Source organism: Actinomadura hibisca NBRC 15177 (assembly GCF_001552635.1).
Lineage (GTDB): Bacteria > Actinomycetota > Actinomycetes > Streptosporangiales > Streptosporangiaceae > Spirillospora > Spirillospora hibisca.
Genome location: NZ_BCRO01000028.1, coordinates 26,891 through 46,898 on the forward strand (window position 1 = coordinate 26,891; position 20,008 = coordinate 46,898).

At 68.0% G+C, this 20,008-nt stretch carries 12 protein-coding genes; 6 read left to right on the top strand and 6 right to left on the bottom strand.

What is annotated here, in order from left to right; translation table 11 throughout:
* Positions 1–53: 53 nt before the first annotated feature.
* The 5 genes from AH6_RS14640 to AH6_RS43745 all read right to left on the bottom strand — a co-directional run bounded on the left by AH6_RS14640 (position 54) and on the right by AH6_RS43745 (position 11,040).
* The gene (locus tag AH6_RS14640) at positions 54–2,153 is read right to left on the bottom strand and encodes a DEAD/DEAH box helicase (RefSeq protein ID WP_067479643.1); all 2,100 of its coding nucleotides are present in this window, start codon (positions 2,151–2,153) and stop codon (positions 54–56) included.
* Positions 2,150–3,469 carry a BREX system ATP-binding protein BrxD gene (gene brxD / locus AH6_RS14645; protein WP_067479644.1) on the bottom strand — a complete coding sequence of 440 codons (1,320 nt, stop codon included), beginning with the start codon at positions 3,467–3,469 and terminating at the stop codon, positions 2,150–2,152. The genes AH6_RS14640 and brxD overlap by 4 nt, the downstream gene beginning before the upstream one ends.
* Before the next feature lie 28 nt (positions 3,470–3,497).
* Complete coding sequence (pglZ, locus tag AH6_RS14650; RefSeq protein ID WP_218005824.1) at positions 3,498–6,326, bottom strand: BREX-2 system phosphatase PglZ; 2,829 nt, start codon at positions 6,324–6,326, stop codon at positions 3,498–3,500.
* Positions 6,323–10,168 (bottom strand): DUF6079 family protein, encoded by a 3,846-nt coding sequence (locus AH6_RS14655; RefSeq protein WP_067479645.1) that lies wholly within the window; start codon positions 10,166–10,168, stop codon positions 6,323–6,325. Before AH6_RS14655 ends, pglZ begins: the two co-directional genes overlap by 4 nt.
* Positions 10,169–10,665: 497 nt before the next feature.
* Positions 10,666–11,040: a helix-turn-helix domain-containing protein gene (locus tag AH6_RS43745; protein ID WP_157431484.1), complete on the bottom strand. Its 375-nt coding sequence runs from the start codon at positions 11,038–11,040 to the stop codon at positions 10,666–10,668.
* A 25-nt stretch (positions 11,041–11,065) separates the two neighbouring features.
* Here AH6_RS43745 and AH6_RS14660 point away from each other — a divergent pair, with 25 nt between their 5' ends.
* From AH6_RS14660 to AH6_RS43750, 5 genes are all read left to right on the top strand, one after another.
* A complete protein-coding gene (locus AH6_RS14660) occupies positions 11,066–11,773 on the top strand; it encodes a transposase (protein ID WP_218005825.1) in 708 nt (235 codons plus the stop codon).
* 230 nt (positions 11,774–12,003) lie between these two features.
* Complete coding sequence (locus tag AH6_RS14665) at positions 12,004–12,528, top strand: RICIN domain-containing protein (RefSeq protein WP_067479646.1); 525 nt, start codon at positions 12,004–12,006, stop codon at positions 12,526–12,528.
* 67 nt (positions 12,529–12,595) lie between these two features.
* The gene (locus AH6_RS14670) at positions 12,596–13,513 is read left to right on the top strand and encodes a hypothetical protein (protein WP_067479647.1); all 918 of its coding nucleotides are present in this window, start codon (positions 12,596–12,598) and stop codon (positions 13,511–13,513) included.
* Between the two features lie 379 nt (positions 13,514–13,892).
* Positions 13,893–17,627: an SGNH/GDSL hydrolase family protein gene (locus AH6_RS14675; RefSeq protein ID WP_218005826.1), complete on the top strand. Its 3,735-nt coding sequence runs from the start codon at positions 13,893–13,895 to the stop codon at positions 17,625–17,627.
* A 13-nt stretch (positions 17,628–17,640) separates the two neighbouring features.
* Positions 17,641–18,129, top strand: a complete 489-nt coding sequence (locus AH6_RS43750; RefSeq protein ID WP_157431485.1) for a hypothetical protein — start codon at positions 17,641–17,643, stop codon at positions 18,127–18,129.
* Positions 18,130–18,524: 395 nt separating this feature from the next.
* On the opposite strand, the gene AH6_RS47090 is transcribed toward AH6_RS43750, so the two are convergent.
* Positions 18,525–19,019 (bottom strand): helix-turn-helix domain-containing protein, encoded by a 495-nt coding sequence (locus AH6_RS47090; protein WP_083982848.1) that lies wholly within the window; start codon positions 19,017–19,019, stop codon positions 18,525–18,527.
* Positions 19,020–19,629: 610 nt separating this feature from the next.
* On the opposite strand from AH6_RS47090, the gene AH6_RS14685 reads away from it, so the two are divergent.
* Positions 19,630–19,815, top strand: coding sequence for a hypothetical protein (locus AH6_RS14685; RefSeq protein WP_067479651.1), 186 nt, complete (start codon positions 19,630–19,632; stop codon positions 19,813–19,815).
* Positions 19,816–20,008: the final 193 nt, after the last annotated feature.

Genomic DNA, 20,008 nt, shown 5'->3' on the forward strand with positions numbered 1-20,008 from the left:
CGTTTCCACCGACCACAGCAGATGATCGGGCGTACTGCCACGACGTGACCTCTTCAGCCGACAAAACGGGAGGATTCCCCGAGAACCCGAATCGCGCCATCAAAGTCGGCAAGCCGGACGGCCAATGTGGCGGCCGCGAGACGCTCGGGCAGCGCATCGGCGAACTTCAAGCCGCGTAGCGCCCGCTCGTCGATGTCGGGCAGGCACAATCTCTCAGCGGCGTCCACGGTCCCCGTCCGCCACATGGCGGGCGTGATGTCACCGCGCAGCCGCACCCACTCGTCGCTGAAGTGCTGCTTTTCATCGGTGAGACCGGACAGCGTCGCGGTCAGAACGGCGTTGGCCCGATAACCGGCCCAAGTCCACCAGCGCACGTCGTCCCCGTCTCGACTGATGACGTTGCCGCCGGGGTGCACGCTGCCGATGTCGTCCTCGCGTGCCTCGGCAAGTCGCCGCACGGTCCGATCGGTTAACTTGACCTGCGGGTCGGCACCGAGCAGCACCTCACGGCAGGCGCGGGCGAGCGCGAATCCCACACCCGAGAAAGCCGTGCCGAACCAGCGCGCCTTGCCCGCCAGGTCGGACGGTTCCACAAAGCAGCGCCGCCGTTTCCAGTCGATCCAGGTGACCTTCCAGCTCCGGCCCGCGAGCAGCAGGACGCGCGGGCCATCGACCTTTTCGGTGAGCAGCATCGGATCGGTCTTCCCGATCTCCTGGCGTCCCGCCAGCACCGTGAACTCCGGCGGCGCGGTGAACACCGCCGTCATGTCCATGAAGTGGCGACGGCCGAACTTCTGCTCGGCGGTGGGCCCGATGAACAACATCTCGCCGTCGCGTTCGATGAACCCCTGCTCAAGCATGTACGCCACGATGGGTTCGGCGCTGCGGTCGAACGGGGGAAGGCCGTTCCACTCACCCGCCCACGTGCCGCGCCCGGTCTTGTGCTCTTGCAGGCACAGCGCCAGGAACTGCTGGGCGACGATGTGGCGTGGCTCGGGCGGTGCCTCGACCGGCTCGACATAGCCGCGCTTCCACAGCAGCAGGAGGGCGGCCGCCGAGACCAGCGACGACGCGTCGAGGGTGAGGAACAGGCAGTTGCGGACGGTCCCGGGACGGCGTCCGGTCCGGCCGAGGCGTTGCAGGAACGACGCCACTGTGCTCGGCGCATTGATCTGGATGACCCGGTCGAGGTCTCCGACGTCGATGCCGAGTTCGAGGGTGCTGGTAGAGACGATGACGCAGTCGCGCGCCTCGGCGAACGCCTGCTCGGCGCGGCGGCGTTCGTCCATCGACAGTGAGGCGTGGGACAGGAAGGTGGTGATGCCGCGCGCCCGCAGAGCGGCGCCCAGCTCCTCGACCAGTTGCCTGGAATCGCAGAACACCAGGCGCTTCTCACCGCGGTGCAGGGCCGCGATGACCGTGGCCGCGTTCGGCACCGACCCTACGTAGTCCAGCTCGATGTCGCCCTCGGGAACGGCGGCGGCTCCGACTCCCGGCGCAACGACCTGCGCCGGACGCCGTCCTCGCTCGGCCCCTTGCAACCAGTGGAGCAGCTCGGCGGGGTTGCCCACCGTCGCCGACAGCCCGATCCGCTGGATGGGCCGTCCCGCCAGTCGAGTCAGGCGCTCCAGGACGGCCAGCAGATGCCAGCCGCGGTCGTCGCCCGCGAAGGCGTGCACCTCGTCCACCACGATCGCCCGGACACCGGAGAAAAAGCGGGCCTGGTCGACCTTGGTACTGACCAGCATCGCCTCCAGCGACTCCGGCGTGGTCAGCAGCATGTCGGGCAGGTCGCGCAGGATGCGGCGGCGCGCCGCCTGCTGCACATCGCCGTGCCACAGCGCGGCTCGGCGGCCGGTCCAGGACGCGTAGCCCTCCAGACGCGGCAGCAGGTTGTTGAGAAGTGCCTTGAGCGGGCACACGTACAGCACCGAGAGGCCAGTCCAGCCCTGCCGGTCCATCGCCGACAACAGGGGGAACGCCGCCGCCTCGGTCTTCCCGCCGGCGGTCGGCGCGAGCAGGATCGCGTCGGAGCCGTCCATCAGCGGCGCGATCGCCTCCTGCTGCAACGGCCGCAGCGAACGCCAGCCGAGGGTGTTGACGATGTGGTGCACCAGGACCGGGGAGAGCCGGTCGAAGGCGGCCTCCGTCACGGCAGTTCCAACTCGACGTCGCCCGCCGTCGCCGCGGCGCTGCGTTCGACGTCGTTCAGTTCCGTGTCGGAGACCGTGAGGGCGTAGTCGCGGCGCGGATCGAAGTCGGCGAACTCGTCCACGCGGTCCAGGACGTCGGCGACGAGTTTGCGCAGGAAAACGCGCGGTGCGACGCCGACCTGGCCGCCGAGGCCGCCGGTGACGGCGGTCGCCAACTCGGCGATGTAGGCGTCGTCGACCACTGCGGCAACCCGGTCGGGATTGCGTGCGGCGGCCGCGTACAGGTCCCGGACCCTGCGGCCGAGCTCGCCGAGCCTCGGCAGGTCGAAGCCGGTGAGGCGCAGTTGCACCGCGCGCGGCGAGTCGAACCGGGGGTCGGTGGTGAAGTCGGTGGCCAGCCGCTGGGCGAGCGGGGGCAGCCGCTGGACGCCCTGCTGCCCGTCGAAGAACGCGGGCGTCCCGGTGATCATCAGGTAGAGGCCGGGGAAGCGGCCGCCGTCGATCTCATCCAGCAACTGGCGCAGCGCGTTCAGCGCCTTCTCCCGCACGTCCCCGCGCACCCGCTGAAGGGTCTCGATCTCGTCCAGCACCACCAGCAGGCCGCTGTGGCCGCCATCGCGCAGCACGGTGAGCAGCCCTTGGAGGAACCCCAATGCGGCGAAGTGGTCGAGGTCTCCGCGTACCCCGGCGGCACGGCGGGCGGAGGCCGCGACCGACTTCTGCCCGCCGATCCAGGCGATGAGCGCTTCGGCGGTGGCGGTGTCACCTTCGTCGCGGGCCTTGCGGTAGCCCCGGAGCGCCGCCGCGAACGCGGGCGTGGTGCGGGCCACGTCGGCCAGGCGCTGCTCCATCAGCGCCTCCACCGCCCTGGCGAGGCCCTGCCGGTCGTCCTCGGCGACATCTCCCGCGTCGAGGACCTCCTCTTCCAGCGTGTAGAACCACAGGTCGATCACCGGCCGCAGCGCGCTGGCGGCATGGGTGGCGGTGACCAGCCGCTCGGTGAGCCGCCGGTAGACCGTCTCCAGGCGGTGCAGCGGCGTCTCGGTCTCGGAGATCTGGATCTCGGCGACGGCCAGTCCGGCGCGTTTGGCCCGCTCCCCCAACCAGCGTGCGAAGAACGTCTTGCCCGATCCGTACTCGCCACGGATGGCATGGAACGCCGCGCCGCCCTTGGCGACGGTGGACAGGTCGTCGTCCAGGGCACCGGCGAACCGGTCGAGCCCGACCGCCAGCAGGTCGAGCCCCGACTGCGGCACCGTGCCGCGCCGCAAGGCGTCGATGACCTCACGGCGGCGTGCTGCGCTGACCTCGTTCATCAAGACCCGATCGTAGCGCCGTCCCAGGTCAACGCTCCGCCACCCCGAACTGCTCGCGCAGCAGGTCCTCGGCGAGCCGCACGGTGCGCCCGGCGTCGACCAGTTCGAGCACCGGATAGCCCTCGACGTTCAGCAGTCGCTGCAACGCCGTGACGAACATCTCGGCGTCGCGCGGGGGGCGTCCCCCGGCGGCGGCCGCGGCCGCCGCCACGGCGGTGGCTGACAGAGTCAGCCCTGTCTCCGCTAGCGCGTCGATCACGGCGGCGACCTGCCGGGGGTCGGGCGGCTTGCGTAGGTACCGCTTCTGCTCGGTGTAGATCGGCGATTTGGTGACCCGCTGCCCCAGCGTCGGCGGCGCGGCGGGGTCGGGGACCGGAGCCGACGGCGCGACCTCACCGACGGTGAACAGCGCTCCGTCTTCCTCCAGCCGAACCGGGGACAGGCTCTGAAGCTTCTTGAGCGGCTTCGACGGGGCGGCGGAGAACACCGTCTCCTTCTCGGGCCTGGCCGCGTGCCACCACGCAGGAACGGTCTTCTCCGGAGGCAGCACCTCCCATCCCTTGGGCAGGGGCCCGCCCTCCGGCAGGAGGACCAGGATCGGAACCGTCATCTCCGCGAGCGAGGCCCCGCCGTGGTAGCCCGCTTTGCGCGGCGTGTAGCGGATGTCCTCGCGCCAGGGAACGACCACCCGGCCGCCGCCTTCCAGGACACGTGGCCCCGCCAACTCGATCTCGCCCTCGTCCGGAGCACCGGTGCGCCATCGTGCAGCGCCCGAGCCGGGCGCGGCGCTCGGGCGGACTCCGGGGGCGCCGCGTTCGAGCACATGGCCGTGGTCGGAGAGCAGGACGACGGGACGGCCGTAGTCGCGGGCGGCGTTCAGCAGGTCGGGCAGGAAGGTGACGTCGGCGGCCTTCCAGCCGGCCCGGTCGCCTTCCCGGTCGTGGTCCAGTGCGTCGTCGATGGTGTTGAGCACCACGCCGACGACCTGGTCCTCCGACAGCGCGTCCGCCAGCGGCTGGGCGAGCCGGTGGCCCGCGTCGCCGGGGATGTCGGCCTTGTGGAACAACTGGGCGGTCTTGCGGTACCGCTTCCAGAACGCCGCGAACCCGGCCTTCTCCACCCCCTGCCCCCCGGCCGTGGGCGTCCCGGTCAGCAGGGACGCGCGGCTCACCCGCGTCAGCGAGGGGATCATGGAGACGGCGGCGCGGCGCTCGCCCGCTGCGGGAGTCGCCTCGGTCCAGCGGCCGGCGCGCACCAGTTCCTCGCCGAGCTGCGCGGCGACCGAGGCGCTCATGCCATCCAGCACGAGGACCAGCGGCGCAGCGCTGCCGGTGACCTGGGCCAGGGACAGCACGATGTCGGACAGCACCGACTCGATCGGCAGCGTCCCTCCGGGAGCCTGCGCCGCCGCGACCGCTGCCCAGGGCACCAGCCGCTTGGCGAAGGCCCAGTCCAGTTCGGAACGGCGGTCGCTGGCCTGCTCGTACAGCGTCCGGTAGGCGTCACCCACGATGGGGTCGCGGGCGGGGTCACCGGCCCACACCACGTTCAGCGCGCGGTCGGCCCACCCCCATTCGGCCAGGTGGCGCGAGACGCCCTCCGCGACCGAGGCGATCTCGGCCGCCGCGGCCTCCTCCAGCCAGCGGCGCAGCCGCATCGCCATCTCGGCCACCCGGCAGCGGTCGCCGTACAGTCCGGAAAGCCGGTGGTCCTGAACCTTGCCGAGGGCCTGCTCGGCGCCCGCCAAGTCGCCGTGCAGCGCGGCGGCGAACGTGCGCAGCCGGGCGTTCAGACCGGACGGCAGGAAGGCGTCGCCCGCCAGGGGCTCGGCGAGTCCGGCGGAGGCGGCCAGCTCGTCGGCGCGCCGCAGGACGGCCAGCACCCGCTCGCGCGCCTCCTCGCTACCGGGCCGCCCGGTCTCCGCCTGGCTGATCCAGCGGGTGAGGGTGCCCTGGACAGCGGTGGCGAAGACCGTCAGCTCCTCCATGCCGGCCGAGACGCCCGCAAACATCCGCCCGACGGCCAGCGCCGCGTCGCGGGGCGCGGCGGGGTCGGTGAGCACCGAGCCGACCACACCGAGCGCCAGCGCGTCAGCGCCGTGCCCGGCGGCGGCCAGCTCCAGCAGGACGGCGGCGGCGTCGCCGGCGGTCTGCCGCAGCCAGGCGGCGATGCCGTCGCGCTCGTCAGGCACCAGGGCGGCGAACCTGGCGGTCGCGCCGGGCACCCGCGACCAGGCCAGCAGCGTGTCGGCGTCCAGGTCGCCCGCGCCGTCGGCGGCGGTGCCCCGCCGCTCCCGCGTGATCTCCAGCCGCGCCTCGACCAGGGCGCGCACGGCGGCGTCGCGGGTCAGCACGCTGCCGCCGCTGCGCCGCCAGGCCGCGGCGGCCGGGTGGGTGCGCCAGCCGTCGGCGGGCTCGGCGTCCAGCAGCGCGTCGACCAGCCAGTTCTCCTGGCGGATGCGCGGGTCCAGGCCCGCCGCGCCGAACCGCTGCTGGACGATGACGGCGCGGTCCACGCTCAGTGGGCGCCGCCCCAGGGCGTGCCCGCGCACGTCGGCCCCCAGCAGCCGCCCGTCCACGCCCGTGGTGATCACCAGCACGGCATCGGACCCGGCGGCGCCGAGCCGGTGGCTCTCCCAGGCGTCGATCACCCCGAGCACCGAGGGCTGGTCGCTGACGGTGACCGGGCGCTGGCGGTCGCCGATCCGGACGGTGAACTCGGTCGCCGCGCCGGGCCGGTAGCGTCCGTGGACCAGCACCAGCCGGGGCCCGGCCTGGCCGCCGTCGCCCTGCCGGTGCGGCAGTTCCAGGTCGAGCATGGCCTCCAGGACCCGCCGGTCCACCACCGGCGGAGTCACCGGTCCTCCCGCTGCTGGTCGTCGGGGGCGACCGGCTTCCAGACGATGTCGAAGGGCACGCCGGGGTGGCTGTCCGCGAACTCGCGGATCTCTCGCATCGCCTCGTTCAGGGTGTCGTTGATACGGCCCGGTTCGACCCGCTTGTGGCCGTGCGGTGCGCCGGGCGGGTCGTCGGGAATCGGAGGCTTCCCGTCGCCGCCGCCCAGAGGGACGTCACCTGCGTTGCCAGGACCGGGCCGGGGGCCGGGGTCAGGCTGCGGTTCCGGATCAGGTTGCGGTTCCGGGTCGGGCTGCGGTCCCGGGCCGGGAGAGGGGTCGACGCGGATCGCCTCGCGGACCAGTTGCGTCGCGCGCTGGCTCAGCTCGGCCAGCACCGGCGCGAGCCGCACCTCGAACTCGTGCGCCGCCGCGACCTCGGCGAGCCGCTCCACCAGGGCGGCGGCGCGCCGCCCGATGCCGTCGGTCCGCTTGGCCAGCTCACGCGCGTCGGCGAGCATTCCCCACTGGGCGTTTCGCAGCGCCGCGAACTGCTCCGGAGCCGACTTCACCGCCGCGCCCAGAATCTTGTCAGAGACGTCATAGGCGGCTGCGGCGAACTGCTTCAGCAGTGCGGTGTCGCCTTCACCGGCCCGCAGCCGCGCGATCAGGTCGATGGCGTGCCGGGCGGAACGGCGACGATCGGACTGGATGTCGGCCAGCCCCAGGGTGTCAGCGTGCTTGTCCAGCAGGCGGAGCACTCCGGCGGCCGACTCCTCCAGGCGCGCGGCGTGGTCGCGCAGCCGCTTGGCGAGATCGGTGACGTTGCGGGTGACCAGGGTCTCCGGCACCCGCTCCCCGAAGATGCTCTCCGCGCGCCGCCGGGCGTCGGCGAACTCCTTCTCGGTGGGCTTGGGCTGGTCGCGCAGCGCCCAACCCGCACCCAGCTTCTCCAGCTCGGGCGGGGCCTCGGGGTTGCCGCGCAGCACCCAGCTGCGGTCCGACAGCAGGGCGTAGGTCCAGATGATGAGGTTCGCGACGGGCTTATCCAGGCCGGTCCAGCCGTACTCCTCGATCCAGGTGCGGATCTCCTCGACCGGGTAGTCGCCGGTCTTGCCGTGCCGGGCCGCGAACTGCTCGATGCGGCGCTGCCACTCGGGGGAGATGTTCACCGGCCCGTCGTGGACCTCGCCCAGCTCCAGCGGGTGCATAATCCGCTTGAGCAGCGCGAGCTGCTTCTTCTCCACGACGACCCGGCCGCCGCCCTGCTCCACCGCCTCGGTGACGACCTTCTGCACGGCTCGCAGCTCGGCGTTGGTGACGGCCTTGCGGGTCTTGGCGTAGTCCAGGTCGGGGTGCTTGGGGTAGACGTCGGCGAACAGATTGTCGGCCAGGTCGAGCATGTTGTACTCGAATCCGGCGGCGGCGTGCAGCCTCGTCCGCTCGAACCCGCGCCGCAGCGACTCCACGTGTTTGCCGTCGGGGACTTCGGCCCCCACGTTGTCCTCAGTGCCCCCGGCGATGCCGTAGAGCTGCTGGAGCACGGCGGTGAGCTGCGAGGTGAGGTTCTCGGCCTGGGTCTTGAGCTGGTTGTGGGCGCGCAACCGCTGTTCGGCGGCCAGGTGCCCGGCGTAGTCGTTCAGCCGGTCGTTCTCCAACAGGTACTGGATCTTCAGCAGCCTGCCGAGCTGCGCGGCCTTGCCCGCCGACAGGTGGTCGGGCAGCCACACCAGGGTGTCGGCGGTGAACCCGTCGCGCCGCATCCGGTCGAGCCGGTCGAGGTCGTCGCCCGGGAACTTGCCGGGCACGTCGAACGGGTAGTCCAGCACGAAGCGGATGTGCCCCGGCACGCTCGGCCGGAACTGCTCGTCGTGCAGCGCCGAGTCGTCGCGAACGTTCTCGAAGACGAACTCGGCGAAGCGGCGGGTGCCCCGCCACACCAGCTCCCGCTGGGACTCGAACGCGCCGGTGTCGGTGACGTTGAGCGCCTTCCACAACTGCTTCTTGACCCAGATGCGGCGGGCCCCGAGGTTGTCCTGCTCGCCGACCCGCTCCAGCAGCGGTTCCACGTCCAGGTCCGACAGGTGCAGGGTGAACACCGGGTCCTGGTCGCCGTCGGCGCGGATCTCACCGAACCCGGCGGCGATCAGCTCCTGGAGCCGCTTGCCGGCCATGCGGCCCGGCGAGACGGTGCGCGAGCGGATCGAGCCGAGGTTCAGCGCCGCCAGCCGGGCCCCGGTGAGCCGTGCCAGTGCGGGCACGTCAGGGGCCAGCGCCGACAGGATCAGCGTCTTGACGAGCTGCTCGTCGGCGCGGAACCGCTCGTCCTCGCCCTGGTACTTCTCCAGCAGGTGGGCGCGGACGCGGGCATGGAAACGCTTGGCGTGCTCGAAGGTCTGCCGCAGGTGGTCGGTGAACGCCTCGCCGACGCCGTCCTCCTGGCTGCTCAGCACGTCCCACAGGTCGCCGAGCGGGATGAGCTGGCCGAGCCGCATGTCGTTTCGGCGGCGCACCAGCATCTGGTTGATCATTTTGAGGCCGGTGCGCTCGCGCTGCAACGCGCCCGACAGCGCCACCAGCACGTTCAGCAGGGCCGGGGACAGCGGATAGACATCGCGGAAGTCGTGCCAACTGGCGTGGGTGGTGCCGTCGGCGTCCAGCAGCACGTCCCTGACGGTGGCGTTGTTGGACTCGATGCCGGTGAACGCCTCGTCGATCGCGCTCTGCATCCCGGGCCGCGGCTTGAGGATGCGCTCCTTGATGATCGCCGGGAGGTTGCGGTCCTCCAGGCTGATCACGTCGAACCGGCCCGCCAGGTACTCGACCTTCTGCTCCAGGTTCTTCACGTCCGCGCCGACCACGTCGTCGCCGATGAGCTGGGACAGGTTCCGCTGCCGGGACACGAACGACACGATCGGCACCGGCCGGTCGGCGTCGCCCGACTCGATCAGCTTGACCAGCTTGCTGACCTCGGTGTTGACCTTCACCTGGTCGGACATATGGGCCTGCAACCACAGGATCAGCTCGTCCAGGAACAGGATCAGTCCGTCGTAGCCGTGCCGGTGGGCGTGCTGGCTCATCACCGCCAGGCCATTCTCCAGCGGCAGGTATGCACTGGACGCGCCGCGGGTGCCTTCGGCGTAGGACTTGAAGGGACCGTCGAGCAGCGCCGTCTCCAGCGCGGTCCGCAGCCTGTCCCCGCTGGGGGCGGCGAAGGCCCGGTCCAGGTCGGCGGCGGTCCAGCCCTGGGCGCGGTCAAGGTTGGGCAGGCCATCTCCGTCGTCCTCGCCGGCCGCCGCGTCCGGACCGGCTCCCAGCAACTCTGCGAACGTGGCTTCGCCCAGGCTCGCGCGCAGGTTCCGGGCGTCCTGCAACATCGCGTCGGTCCGGTAGACCGGCGGCGTGGGCAGCCCGAGCCTGCGGACCTCGGCCACATAGCCGCCGAGGATCGCCGAGTCCAGGTCGGTCGCACCGACCAGGTGGAACGGCACCATCATGAACTTGCGGTCGCGCATCCAGCCGTCGTGGTCGATGTGATCGGCGATGATCTCATCGAGCCGCTTCTTGCGGCGCGCCTCGGGCCGGCCGTCCAGGATGGCGTGCAGCACCGTCAGGAAGTGGCTCTTACCGGAGCCGAACGAGCCGTGCAGATAGGCGGCCTCGGACTTGCCGCCGGTGACGGCCGCCTTGATCAGGTTCAGCGACCGGCGGAAGGCGTCGGCGAGCTGTTCGGTGACGACGTACTCCTCGACCCGCTGGGCCGCTTCGTCGAAACCGTGAGTGAGGTCGACCTTGAAGTCCCCGGCGAGCACGTCCTCGGGGATGGCCAGGACGTCGCGCAGCAGCAGATCCGTACGGTCGCTCATGCCCGCACCTCCGTCAGGAACCGCCCGCACCTGGTCACCGGCACCATCCTCCTCGCGCTCCACATCGGCGGAAACCACGATAGAGGGCACGCCCGGCCCTTGACTCGATCTTTACGGGGTCGCCGCCACCGAGGTTCGACGACGTACAGGGCGTCGTGCCTGGAGCACACCTCACCGGCGGAAGTGGCCGCCTCCGCCTCGATGCGGTATGCCCCATCCCGTACTCGGCGACCGGGATCAACGCTTCCAGGAGAACATCGAACAAGGTCGACACCGCCGGCCCCCGTTTGATCTCGGCGGTCGCGGAGGTCGCCTTCTCACCGCTCGGGGATGGCGGTGGTGAAGGTGACCGGCACATCACTCCCTCATTCAAGGCCGGTGACGTCCAGATAGGCAAAAACCACCCGTTTGGTCTGCATCGGTGGCGCAGGCGGGAGGGACACGTCCTGTTCGACGCCGATCAGCGTCAGGACGCCCCGGCGTCAATGTCGAGTCTCCTATGAGGAGCACCCATTCGATCGTGACCATGAGCCGCGTCCCGTGCCCAGCCGCACAACGTCGGTGACCTTGCTGGCCTTGGGCGTTGCCGGTCCCGCGCCCATCCAGTTGGTCGAGGCGTCGAGGATGCGGACCGTCCCTTCCCGGATTTCATCGTTCGCGGGTTCCCCGTCGCCCAGGCTGAGCGGGGCTTCGATGCCCAGTTCGTGCAGATACTCGGCGAGAATCTCCATGCGAACGTCGCCGTCACCACGGAATACCCACTTCACCGCCGAGCGCCGCACTCCCAGGCGTTTGGCCAGGACGCTCTGGCTGAGTGCGCATTTGACAGATGATCGTGCGATCACGGTGTGATGCGGGTAGGCGGTGGGCATGCGACACCGCGCGCACCCCTCGGACATGTTCGATGCGCAGTGGACGTTGATCGAGCCGCTGCTGCCGCCCGTGCACTGGGACGACCGCAAGAAAGAGCATCCGCGCCGCGCGATCATGGATGCGATCTTGCACCTGAACCAGACCGGGCGCCCGTGGCGGTACCTGCCGGTGGGCTTTCCGCCTTGGCAGACGGTGTACTGGCACTTGCGGCGCTGGGAGAGGCAAGGCGCCGCCCAGCACATCACCGGCACGCTAGGGCTGCCACTGCAGGTGATGGTGTGTCCGGCAAGCGTGCAGGACCGGGCCGGGACCACCACTTTACTGCCGAGGCTGTACCTGTTCCCCCGCCGCCGCACGGTGTTCGCCAATCAGGGCTTCGCCGGCCGGCTGGTGGGCCGGGCGGCCGCGACTTTGGGTATCGCGCTGCACATCACCGGCAAACCTCCTGGCCGACGCGGTTTCCAGGTACATCCCCGGCGGTGGGTGGCCGAGCGCACGCTGGGTCGGCTGATGGTGCACCGCCGTCTGGCCCGCGACCACGAACGCCGTCCGGCCACCTCCGAGGCGCTGATCCGCTGGGCCGCCACCGACCGGAGGACCGTCGTATCACCCACAGCCACCCCGCCACGCGACCCGGACCCTCGAACACGAACAGTAACTACCAGGATCATCTGTCAAACACGTTCTGAGTGGCACCCTGCGGTGTTTCGTGGGTGCAGGCCGAGCTTTTGACAGTCTCTGCCTAGTAGATCGCTCATTGTCGGCAAATGCTTATCAACTTTACCCAGAGCCCATCGGTGGGGCTCAGATGACATGTCCGGTGACAAGCGCTCATTACGATGCCTTCCCTCATCTCCGCTCCCTTTACTGAAAACGAAAAGCGCTATTGACAGAAGTCCTCACACGATGATCTCATGAGCCGACTAACCGCCTGACAAAATCAACGTGGAGGAGTTGAGGGCTTGCACACCATCGTTTCCCTCGTCATGAAAGCGGGGGCCGTAGGCGGCTTGATGGCAGCGGCCGGCATAGCGTTGCTGGCGCCGAGCGCCCACGCCGACGGCTGGGTCACCTGGAAGAACGCTCAGACCGGCACCTACATGGCCAACTCCGCCAGCAGGACCAACAACGGCAATCCCATCATCCATTGGCCGGCCAACGGCAACAACGACCAGCAGTGGTACTCGGCCACCCACTCCGACGGGTCCAAGGCCTATGTCAACGGGGTCGGTACCAACAAGGCGCTGGACGGGGACGCCGGTCACTGCTATGCCCCCATGGTCTTGTGGGACTGGCATGCGAGAGCCAACCAGCGGTGGTGGCGCCATAGCATGGACGGCGGCTACATGCTTCAGCGAGCGCAGGGCTGCCAGGGCTACCTGCCCCTAGTGATCGCGGTGGTGAGCACCAGCCGGGGCGGCCAGCTCTACACGCGCGAGCAGCGCACCGTCGACAACTGGGTCGAACCGCAGCAGCGGTGGAAGTGACGCCATGCGGAATGCCCGACGGACGCCCCAGCAGATCTCCCACGATGTTCCCCCTGGAGGGACAACGGTGAAACACTCCCAGCACCGGGCCCGCCGGACCGTCGCGATGACCGGTTTGGCCACCGCCTTGGTCTCCGCATCGGCGTGCGGCACCCAGCAGGCTTCGGTGTCCAGTTCTCCCCAGCTTCCGCCGCTTGAGCACATCGCGCACGTCACCAGCAGCGCCCAGCCCAGCTATCCGCTGGACGCTTACACATTGTCACTCGATGAGGTCGCCCTGATCGAGAAGGCCCGTGTGATCTCGGCACGCCGCTGCCTGAGTGCCCTGGGGTTCACCAAGCCCGCTTTGGCGATCGCAGCGACAGCTCCTCAGGAGCAGGACCACAGAGTGGTGGAGTACCTGAGCCCCAAGACCGCTGCTAAGGAAGGCTATGGCGGGATCATCACCCCCGGTGGTGAAGGCAAGCGCCCCATCAAAGCCAAGTCCAGCGGAAATGTGGCCGCCGCCTACCTAGGGTCGGCGAAGGTCACCTCCACCGGCCGCGCCATCCCCCAAGGAGGATGCTTCGCCGAAGGCGATCGGAAGGTCAAGGCCAGCGCAGGCGCCATCGACCTCGACCCTCGGCAACTCCTGACCCAAGCGGCGATCGCAGTGATGCGTGACAGCAGGTTCAAAACCGCCGAGACCCAGTGGTCAGAGTGCATGAAGGCGCGCGGCCACAACTTCCAGAACCACGTCAGTGCACAACTGAGCCCCAAGTGGGACAAGCGGTCGCGTGGCCAGGTCCCCTCGGCAGAGGAACGCAAGGTCGCCGCACAAGACGCCGAGTGCCGCCAGCAAGTCAACCTGGTCGGCATCGCCCAAGCGGTGGAAATCGCTCACCAGAAGAAGCTCGTCAACGATAACCAAGCGCGGCTGTTGAAGGGCAAACGCGTCGTGGACATCTGGTTGCACAACGCCAAGACCATCATCGCCCGAGGGTGAAGGCCGACTGGTAGGGGGCAACTAGGGCAGCTGGCTGGCAGCAGGCACCACCTAGCGGTGCCTGCTGCCAGCCAGTGCCTGCTCGCGAACAAAAGGCCGCATACCCAGCCCGGAATCTCTGGACTGGGATGCCTCATTCCGCATCCGAGAATGGCTCTAGGTGGGGAACGTGAAACACCGAAGATCCCTCATCGTCACCACGACCCTGACTCTGTTGGCCTCGCTGGCCGCTCCTGTCGATGCGGCCACCGCCGCCCTGCGGCATCATCCCCCTTCCCAACCAAAACCTTCCCCCTCCTCCCCGCAAGGCAGAGCTTCGGCGTCCAGCCCCAACGACCGACCACCGCTGCAGGTCGCTCCAGGCGACCGTCGGCGCGTCTTGGGCGCCGATTGGCGCGCCTCACGTGATCGGGCCTGGAGCACCATCGGCGACGCCACCGGTTTCCACGTCCTAGTCTCTGACAAGAACAACGGATACCGCTGGCGCACAGCAGCCACCCTGTCGGAACCGGGCTTCGATGCCGACATGTGGATCGGCAATGCGTGTGTGACCGGTTCAGGCCGTCGCGCCGTAGTGGCCTACGCGCCTCGCGCCTTCACCAACAAGCCCGACCTGATGCTGCGCGGAGCCTTCACCGCCGTCGTGGACCTGCAGAGCGGCAAGGTCCGTAAGCTCGCAACACGTTCGTCACTGGCCTACTTCAGTCCCGGCTGCGGAGCCTCGGAGAAGGCGGTGTTCACCCAGTACCCCAAGGAGAGCAAGAACGCCTCCCGGCTGGTGGCCGTCGGCGCTGCCGACGGCACAGTCGAGCGCCCAGTCGAGCTGGCCGGTCAGATCACCTCCGCGGTACCGGTCAGCGACGGGTTCGCAGCGGCCGACTCCGCCCGGATCGTTAAGATCACTTCGAGCGGGGTCCGCACACCGGTCGCCTCGGCCAAGCAGGTTCCGTTCCAACTCAGCCCTGACTCCGACGGCGGCATCGTCTTCTTGGACCGCGAACCCGTCCCCGGCGCCAGTGCGGCAACCGGTGCGCAGCGTGCTGTTGTCCGCCGGGTGGAGGCCGTGCAAATCAAGAAATCCCGCACTGGCCGCCCAGTCCCGGCCGTCCCCAGCGGGTTGGCCGACGGACCGCTGCACGGTGTCGATCTCACCCGCAGTGCCAGCGGCCAGGTCTTCATCACCGGAGCGGCCACCGCCCGGGCCGCGCTGCCTGCTCCCATAACCTTGATCAAGGGGACTCCGCGTGAAGCCAAGGCGACCACCCACGCCGAGGCGCTAGTCACCCGCACCGCATGGGCCGGTGGCCGCGATCCCCGTGATCCCCGTGCGGGTTCTGGACCGACAAAACCGCACCCCACCGACATTGACATCACCGCCCTGAACACCCAGCAAAAAGCCCGCTTTCAGGTCGTGCCCAGCGGCGGTACAGGAACTGCTGAGCGCTCTCCGCTTTTGAAGGCCGCAGCCGACGATCCCATCGACGCCGACGCACGCTGCGCCGTCCCACGCAACAGCACTGTCAAGCATGCCCTGCAGCCCACCCCCCGCCAGGCCGAGTGGGCCGTTAACCAGGCAATCACCAACAACCTCAACAAGCACATCAACCGGCCAGCCGGGTGGATGAAGCTGGGCATGGGCGCCTACCAGCCGCAGACGCTGTTCCCGCTCAAGAGCCTCAGTGGCGGCGGCCGGGTCCCTTCTCAGGTCTTCCTAGGCATCCTTGCCCAGGAGTCCAACATGTGGCAGGCCTCCAGAGTGGTGATGCCCGGCGCCACCGGCAACCCCCTGATTGGCAACTACTACGGCATTGCCTACAACCCCGACGGAACTCAGGGCGATCCCTGGAAGATCGACTACAGTAAATCCGACTGCGGTTACGGCATCTCTCAGGTTACCGACGGGATGACCAAGGGCTCGTCCTTGACCCCCCTCCAGCAGGAGGCCGTGGCCTTGGACTACACCGCCAACATCGCCGCCGGCGTCAACATCCTCATCGATAAATGGAACCAGACTAAAGCCGAGGGCCTGGTCGTCGACAACGGTGACCCTAAATGGGCCGAGAACTGGTTCTTTGCCCTATGGGCCTACAACGCTGGCTACCACCCCAAATCCGAGGCCAGCAAGTACGACGGCAAGTGGGGGGTAGGCTGGACCAATAACCCGGCCAATCCTTTGTGGAAGTTCAACCGCACCCCGTTCCTAGAGAACTCGGCTGGTGCTGATGACTACGAGCACGCCTCTCACCCTCAGGACTGGCCTTACCAGGAAAAGGTCTTGGGCTGGGCCGGCCGGCCGCTGTTCGCCGCCGAAGCACCCGGCAAGATGGTGGCGGGCTTCCGGGCGGCCTGGTGGACCTCCGCCCAAGCCCGCACCATGGTCAAACCGCCCGAACCCCTGTTCTGCACCTCCGCTAACATGTGCGACTCCTCCAAGATCGGCGATAACGACCAGAACAAGCCGGGTCTGGGGGCCTGCAATCACAAGGACCTGTACTGCTGGTGGACCACCCCGGTCAGCTGGAAATCCTGCGCAGGTCAGTGGTGCGCCAATGAGGTCCTGAGGTTCGACAGCACTTACCCCGAACAGCCCAACGGAATCTCCTACCCCTCTCGATGCGACACCACCGGGCTGCCCTCTGGAGTCCTGGTCATCGACGACGTCCCCGACTCCACCCCCATTCACCGATACTGCGGAAATCCGCCGACACCTACCAGCGGAACCTTCACCCTGGACTTCGCTACCCCCTCCGGCAAGATCGACCTGCACCAGATCGGCGCCGCCTATGGAGGCCACTTCTGGTTCACCCACACCCGCCTCCCAGGAGCCGAAAGCGGACGTCTGAAAACGACCGGCACCTGGAGACTGAACCGCTCGCTGGCCGCCTGGACCCGCATCATGGTGCACTTGCCCGACCACGGTGCCCACACTCAGCAAGCCAAGTACGAAATTGACCTAGGTGACGGAGCCTTCAGCCGCACCCGCTACATCAATCAAAAACGCATGGCCAACAACTGGGTCTCGCTCGGCGTCTATCAAATCAACGGCACTCCTCGAGTCCGACTGGGCTCAGAGACCGAGGATGGCGACGGAAGCGACGACATCGCCTGGGACGCGATCGCCTTCCAACCGCTGAGCGCCAAGCCCAAGCACATGGTTGCTGCGCTGGGCGACTCCTACTCTTCCGGCGAAGGAGCAGGCTCCTACTACGCCGAAACCGACAGCGACCACGGCGACAATCAGCGCTGGAACGCCTGCCGCCGTAGCAAGAACGCCTGGCCCAGGAAGGTCGTCCTACCGGGCACTAGTACGGCACTGGGCAGCCTGGCCGACGACTGGAGCAAGGACGCCGAGTTGGGATTCGTCGCCTGCTCGGGCGCCCAAAGCAAAAATGTGTGGGAGTCGCCTTGGAGTGCTGCCAAACAACCCTACAGCGAAGGACAGTTTCACGAGATCGCCCAGGTGAACTCCGGTGTACTGTCCAAGGACACCACTCTGGTGATGCTCACCATTGGTGGCAACGACGAAAGAGCATTCACCAATGCCATCATGGAGTGTGCCTACCCTACCAACTGCGCTGATGACGACTTCATCCCTCGCTACAAAGGACTAGTCGACAGCAGCATCATTCCCAATCTGAGCATCCTCCTGAAAGAGGTAGCCGCAAAGGCACCCAACGCCCGTATCGTGCTGATGGGGTACCCGGAGCTGTTCAGCCGCACCGTCAAGTGCACCGGATCGGTTTGGTTCGACCTCACCGAAACCAAAGCGCTAGCCGAACTCGTGAACTACGCCGGCACCAAACAGCGCGCCCTAGTCGACTCACTACGCACCGGGTCCACCTCCAAACTCAAAATCGAATACGCCGACCCGGTATCGGCCTTCGTCGGCCACGGTGGCTGCGACGCCGACGAGTGGATCAACAAAATCGTATCCGGGCCTAATGGCGACGGTGACTTCCATCGCGGAGATCCAGTCACCGAGGCCACGAACCAGTGTGCGCTCAGTTGGCTGGTCGGCTGTCTCAGTCGAGAGGCGTTCCACCCCAAGGGAGCAGGTACTTCCGGCTACGCTGGCGTCATGCAGGCACGACTCGGCCAGATCGGCTACCCGTGATCGAGGCCAAGGGATGAACCGACAACCTGCGCCAGCCCGCCGCCATCTCAGCCGCATCGCCTTTCGGATGCTTCTGGGTGTTGGCGGGCTGGCGCTGGCCGCGGTACTGACCGTTGTGATCTTACTGCTGTGGTGGGTAACGGTCCTCCTGCCCCGAGGGCAGGAGGAGTTGAATAAACAAGCCGACCAGAATCTGCGTGAGCGCGTTGAAGAGTCGGTCAGCCGGCTACAGGCCGCCGCAGCCGACGGAGTCCTCACCCGCGCTGAGACCAGCGCTATCGTAAAATTCTGGCGAGCGGAACGTCACAGAGACCGACTGCAGATCGACGCACTCTTCCTTTCCGAAACGCGCTCCCCTCACATCTGCGTCCGCTACACCCTGCGCTTGCCCCTCGGGAAGCGCAGCAACGTGACTAAAGAGAATCTTCCGCTCGATCAGGAGCCATGTCGAAGCGAACTACGCGTTTTCATGCCTGACAGCACCGCCACCACTCCTCTGTGAGCAGAGAGCGACATGAATCAAGACGCCGTCGTCCCGCAGCCTGGCATCACCAGAGATTAGCCATTCATGGCGATCAGCACTGCATGTATACCGGTCGGGCTTTCTTGGCGACCACCAGCGGTTGGTGCAACCTACAGGGGGGTGATCGCCAGCTTCGGTACCACCGAGCGGATCGGCTGGTTGCATGAGTTGAACCGTGCTGGGCCACTCCTTGGGCCGATGAGGAGGGTCTCGCAACCCATGTCGGCGAGATCACTGCTTGCTGCGCCGTGGTCCATTGGTCTCGTCGGAGACCAACATGACGATCGTCTTCCCCGGTCCCGAGGACGTCGACTGGTCGCAGGTTCCAGGGTGCCCTGCCGGGATCCCGGTCCTGCTCCGCGGCCAGGGCGATTTCAAAGTCGGTGCTCGTTGATACTGGTGCAGGCCAAGTTGGATGCCGAGCGGAGCGGTGAGGGCGTCGTAGGACATGGCGCGGCGGACGGCGGCGATCGTGGGATCTCCGGTGGCGCGTAGGTGAGCGATGGCCAGGTTGCACAGGGTGGCCATGTTGGCCGTGCCCGGTACGGATCTTTGAGACGTCTTCGCCGAAGGTGACGTCGTGGATGTGATGCAGGGTCTCGATCCCCCAGTGCCCGTGTACCAGCGCCGCCAGCCACTGCGGCGGGACCTGCACTGGTCTTGAAGGAGGTGTCGCAGTCGGTGGCGAACTCCTCGGCCGGAGAGCGATTGCCCGCTTCGATCTGCCCTAGCCACTGGGGCGAGTAGCCGAGCTTGGTCGCGAGTTGTGACCGGGGCAGGCCCGCCGCTTCCCGATGGGTGCGCAACTCAGAGCCGAAGTACTGGACAGGGGCACGGGGTACACCGGGATTTCTGGGAGGGCGGGGCATCGGGTCCTTCGGGGTAGGAAACCTGGCCGCTTTCGATGGGCCTGCTTGGCATTCGCCGGTTGGCCATCCTGCGCTTCCCGAAGGCAACCTGATCACAGCAAGCTTGGGATTGGTAACCGAGAGAGATCATCACTCGTGAGGCAACTCTTCAGGGACGCGCAAACGCACCCGGATGACCAGGCCCTTGCCTGGCTCCGTTCCACCTATACCGGCTACCGGATCTGGCGGTCCGTCCGCTACGACGGTCGGTACGGCGACTGGGCGGCGACCCTACATGACAAGACCGCCGGCGTTGGCGCCACGGTCATCCGCCCTACGGCCGAAGCCCTTGACGAGGCACTGACGAAAGAGCGCGCTCGCGCGTCCGAGCGTGCCGCCGGTCGGGAGTTGCGATGACAGTGCCCGACGAGGGGCTAGGCCGCTGGAGCGCGTAGCCGCCCAAGAGAAGAGAGAACCAACCAGGGAGGGAATGTCCTTTCGCCCCCGTCACCGACTTGCCGGTCCTGGCCAGAGTCTTGGAGGAGAACGGCTGGACGACCCGTCTTTGCAGCGAGCCTTGTCCTTCGTTGCGCGTGTTCTCCGCCGCGCTGCCGGTCCTCGCGAGACGGTCATGCTGGACGAGAGTTCAGTCTCGGACCAGTGGTGGTACCGGTCCAGCGCCGGCAGGCTGCTCGCGCGCTGCCCCGACGCGGCCACCGCAATCGCGCGCATCACCGAACTGGTGGCACCGCTGGTGGCCGGTGTGTTCTTCCGACAGGCCAAGCGGGAGCCGCTGAGCATCGCGGAGTTCCATTAGCACTTCCCGGACGTGCCGTGCTGGTGGGGCGTTCACACGCAGCAGTGGTGGGCGATCAACCACACACCCAGAAACCGCGCTTGGTCTGCACGGCCACGTTGGACGAGCTGGCCCAGGCCGTCTCCAACACACGCCGCGTCCACTGAACCACCTCGCGGCCGGGACGTCCCCGTCTCCCGGCTGCGCGGTCACC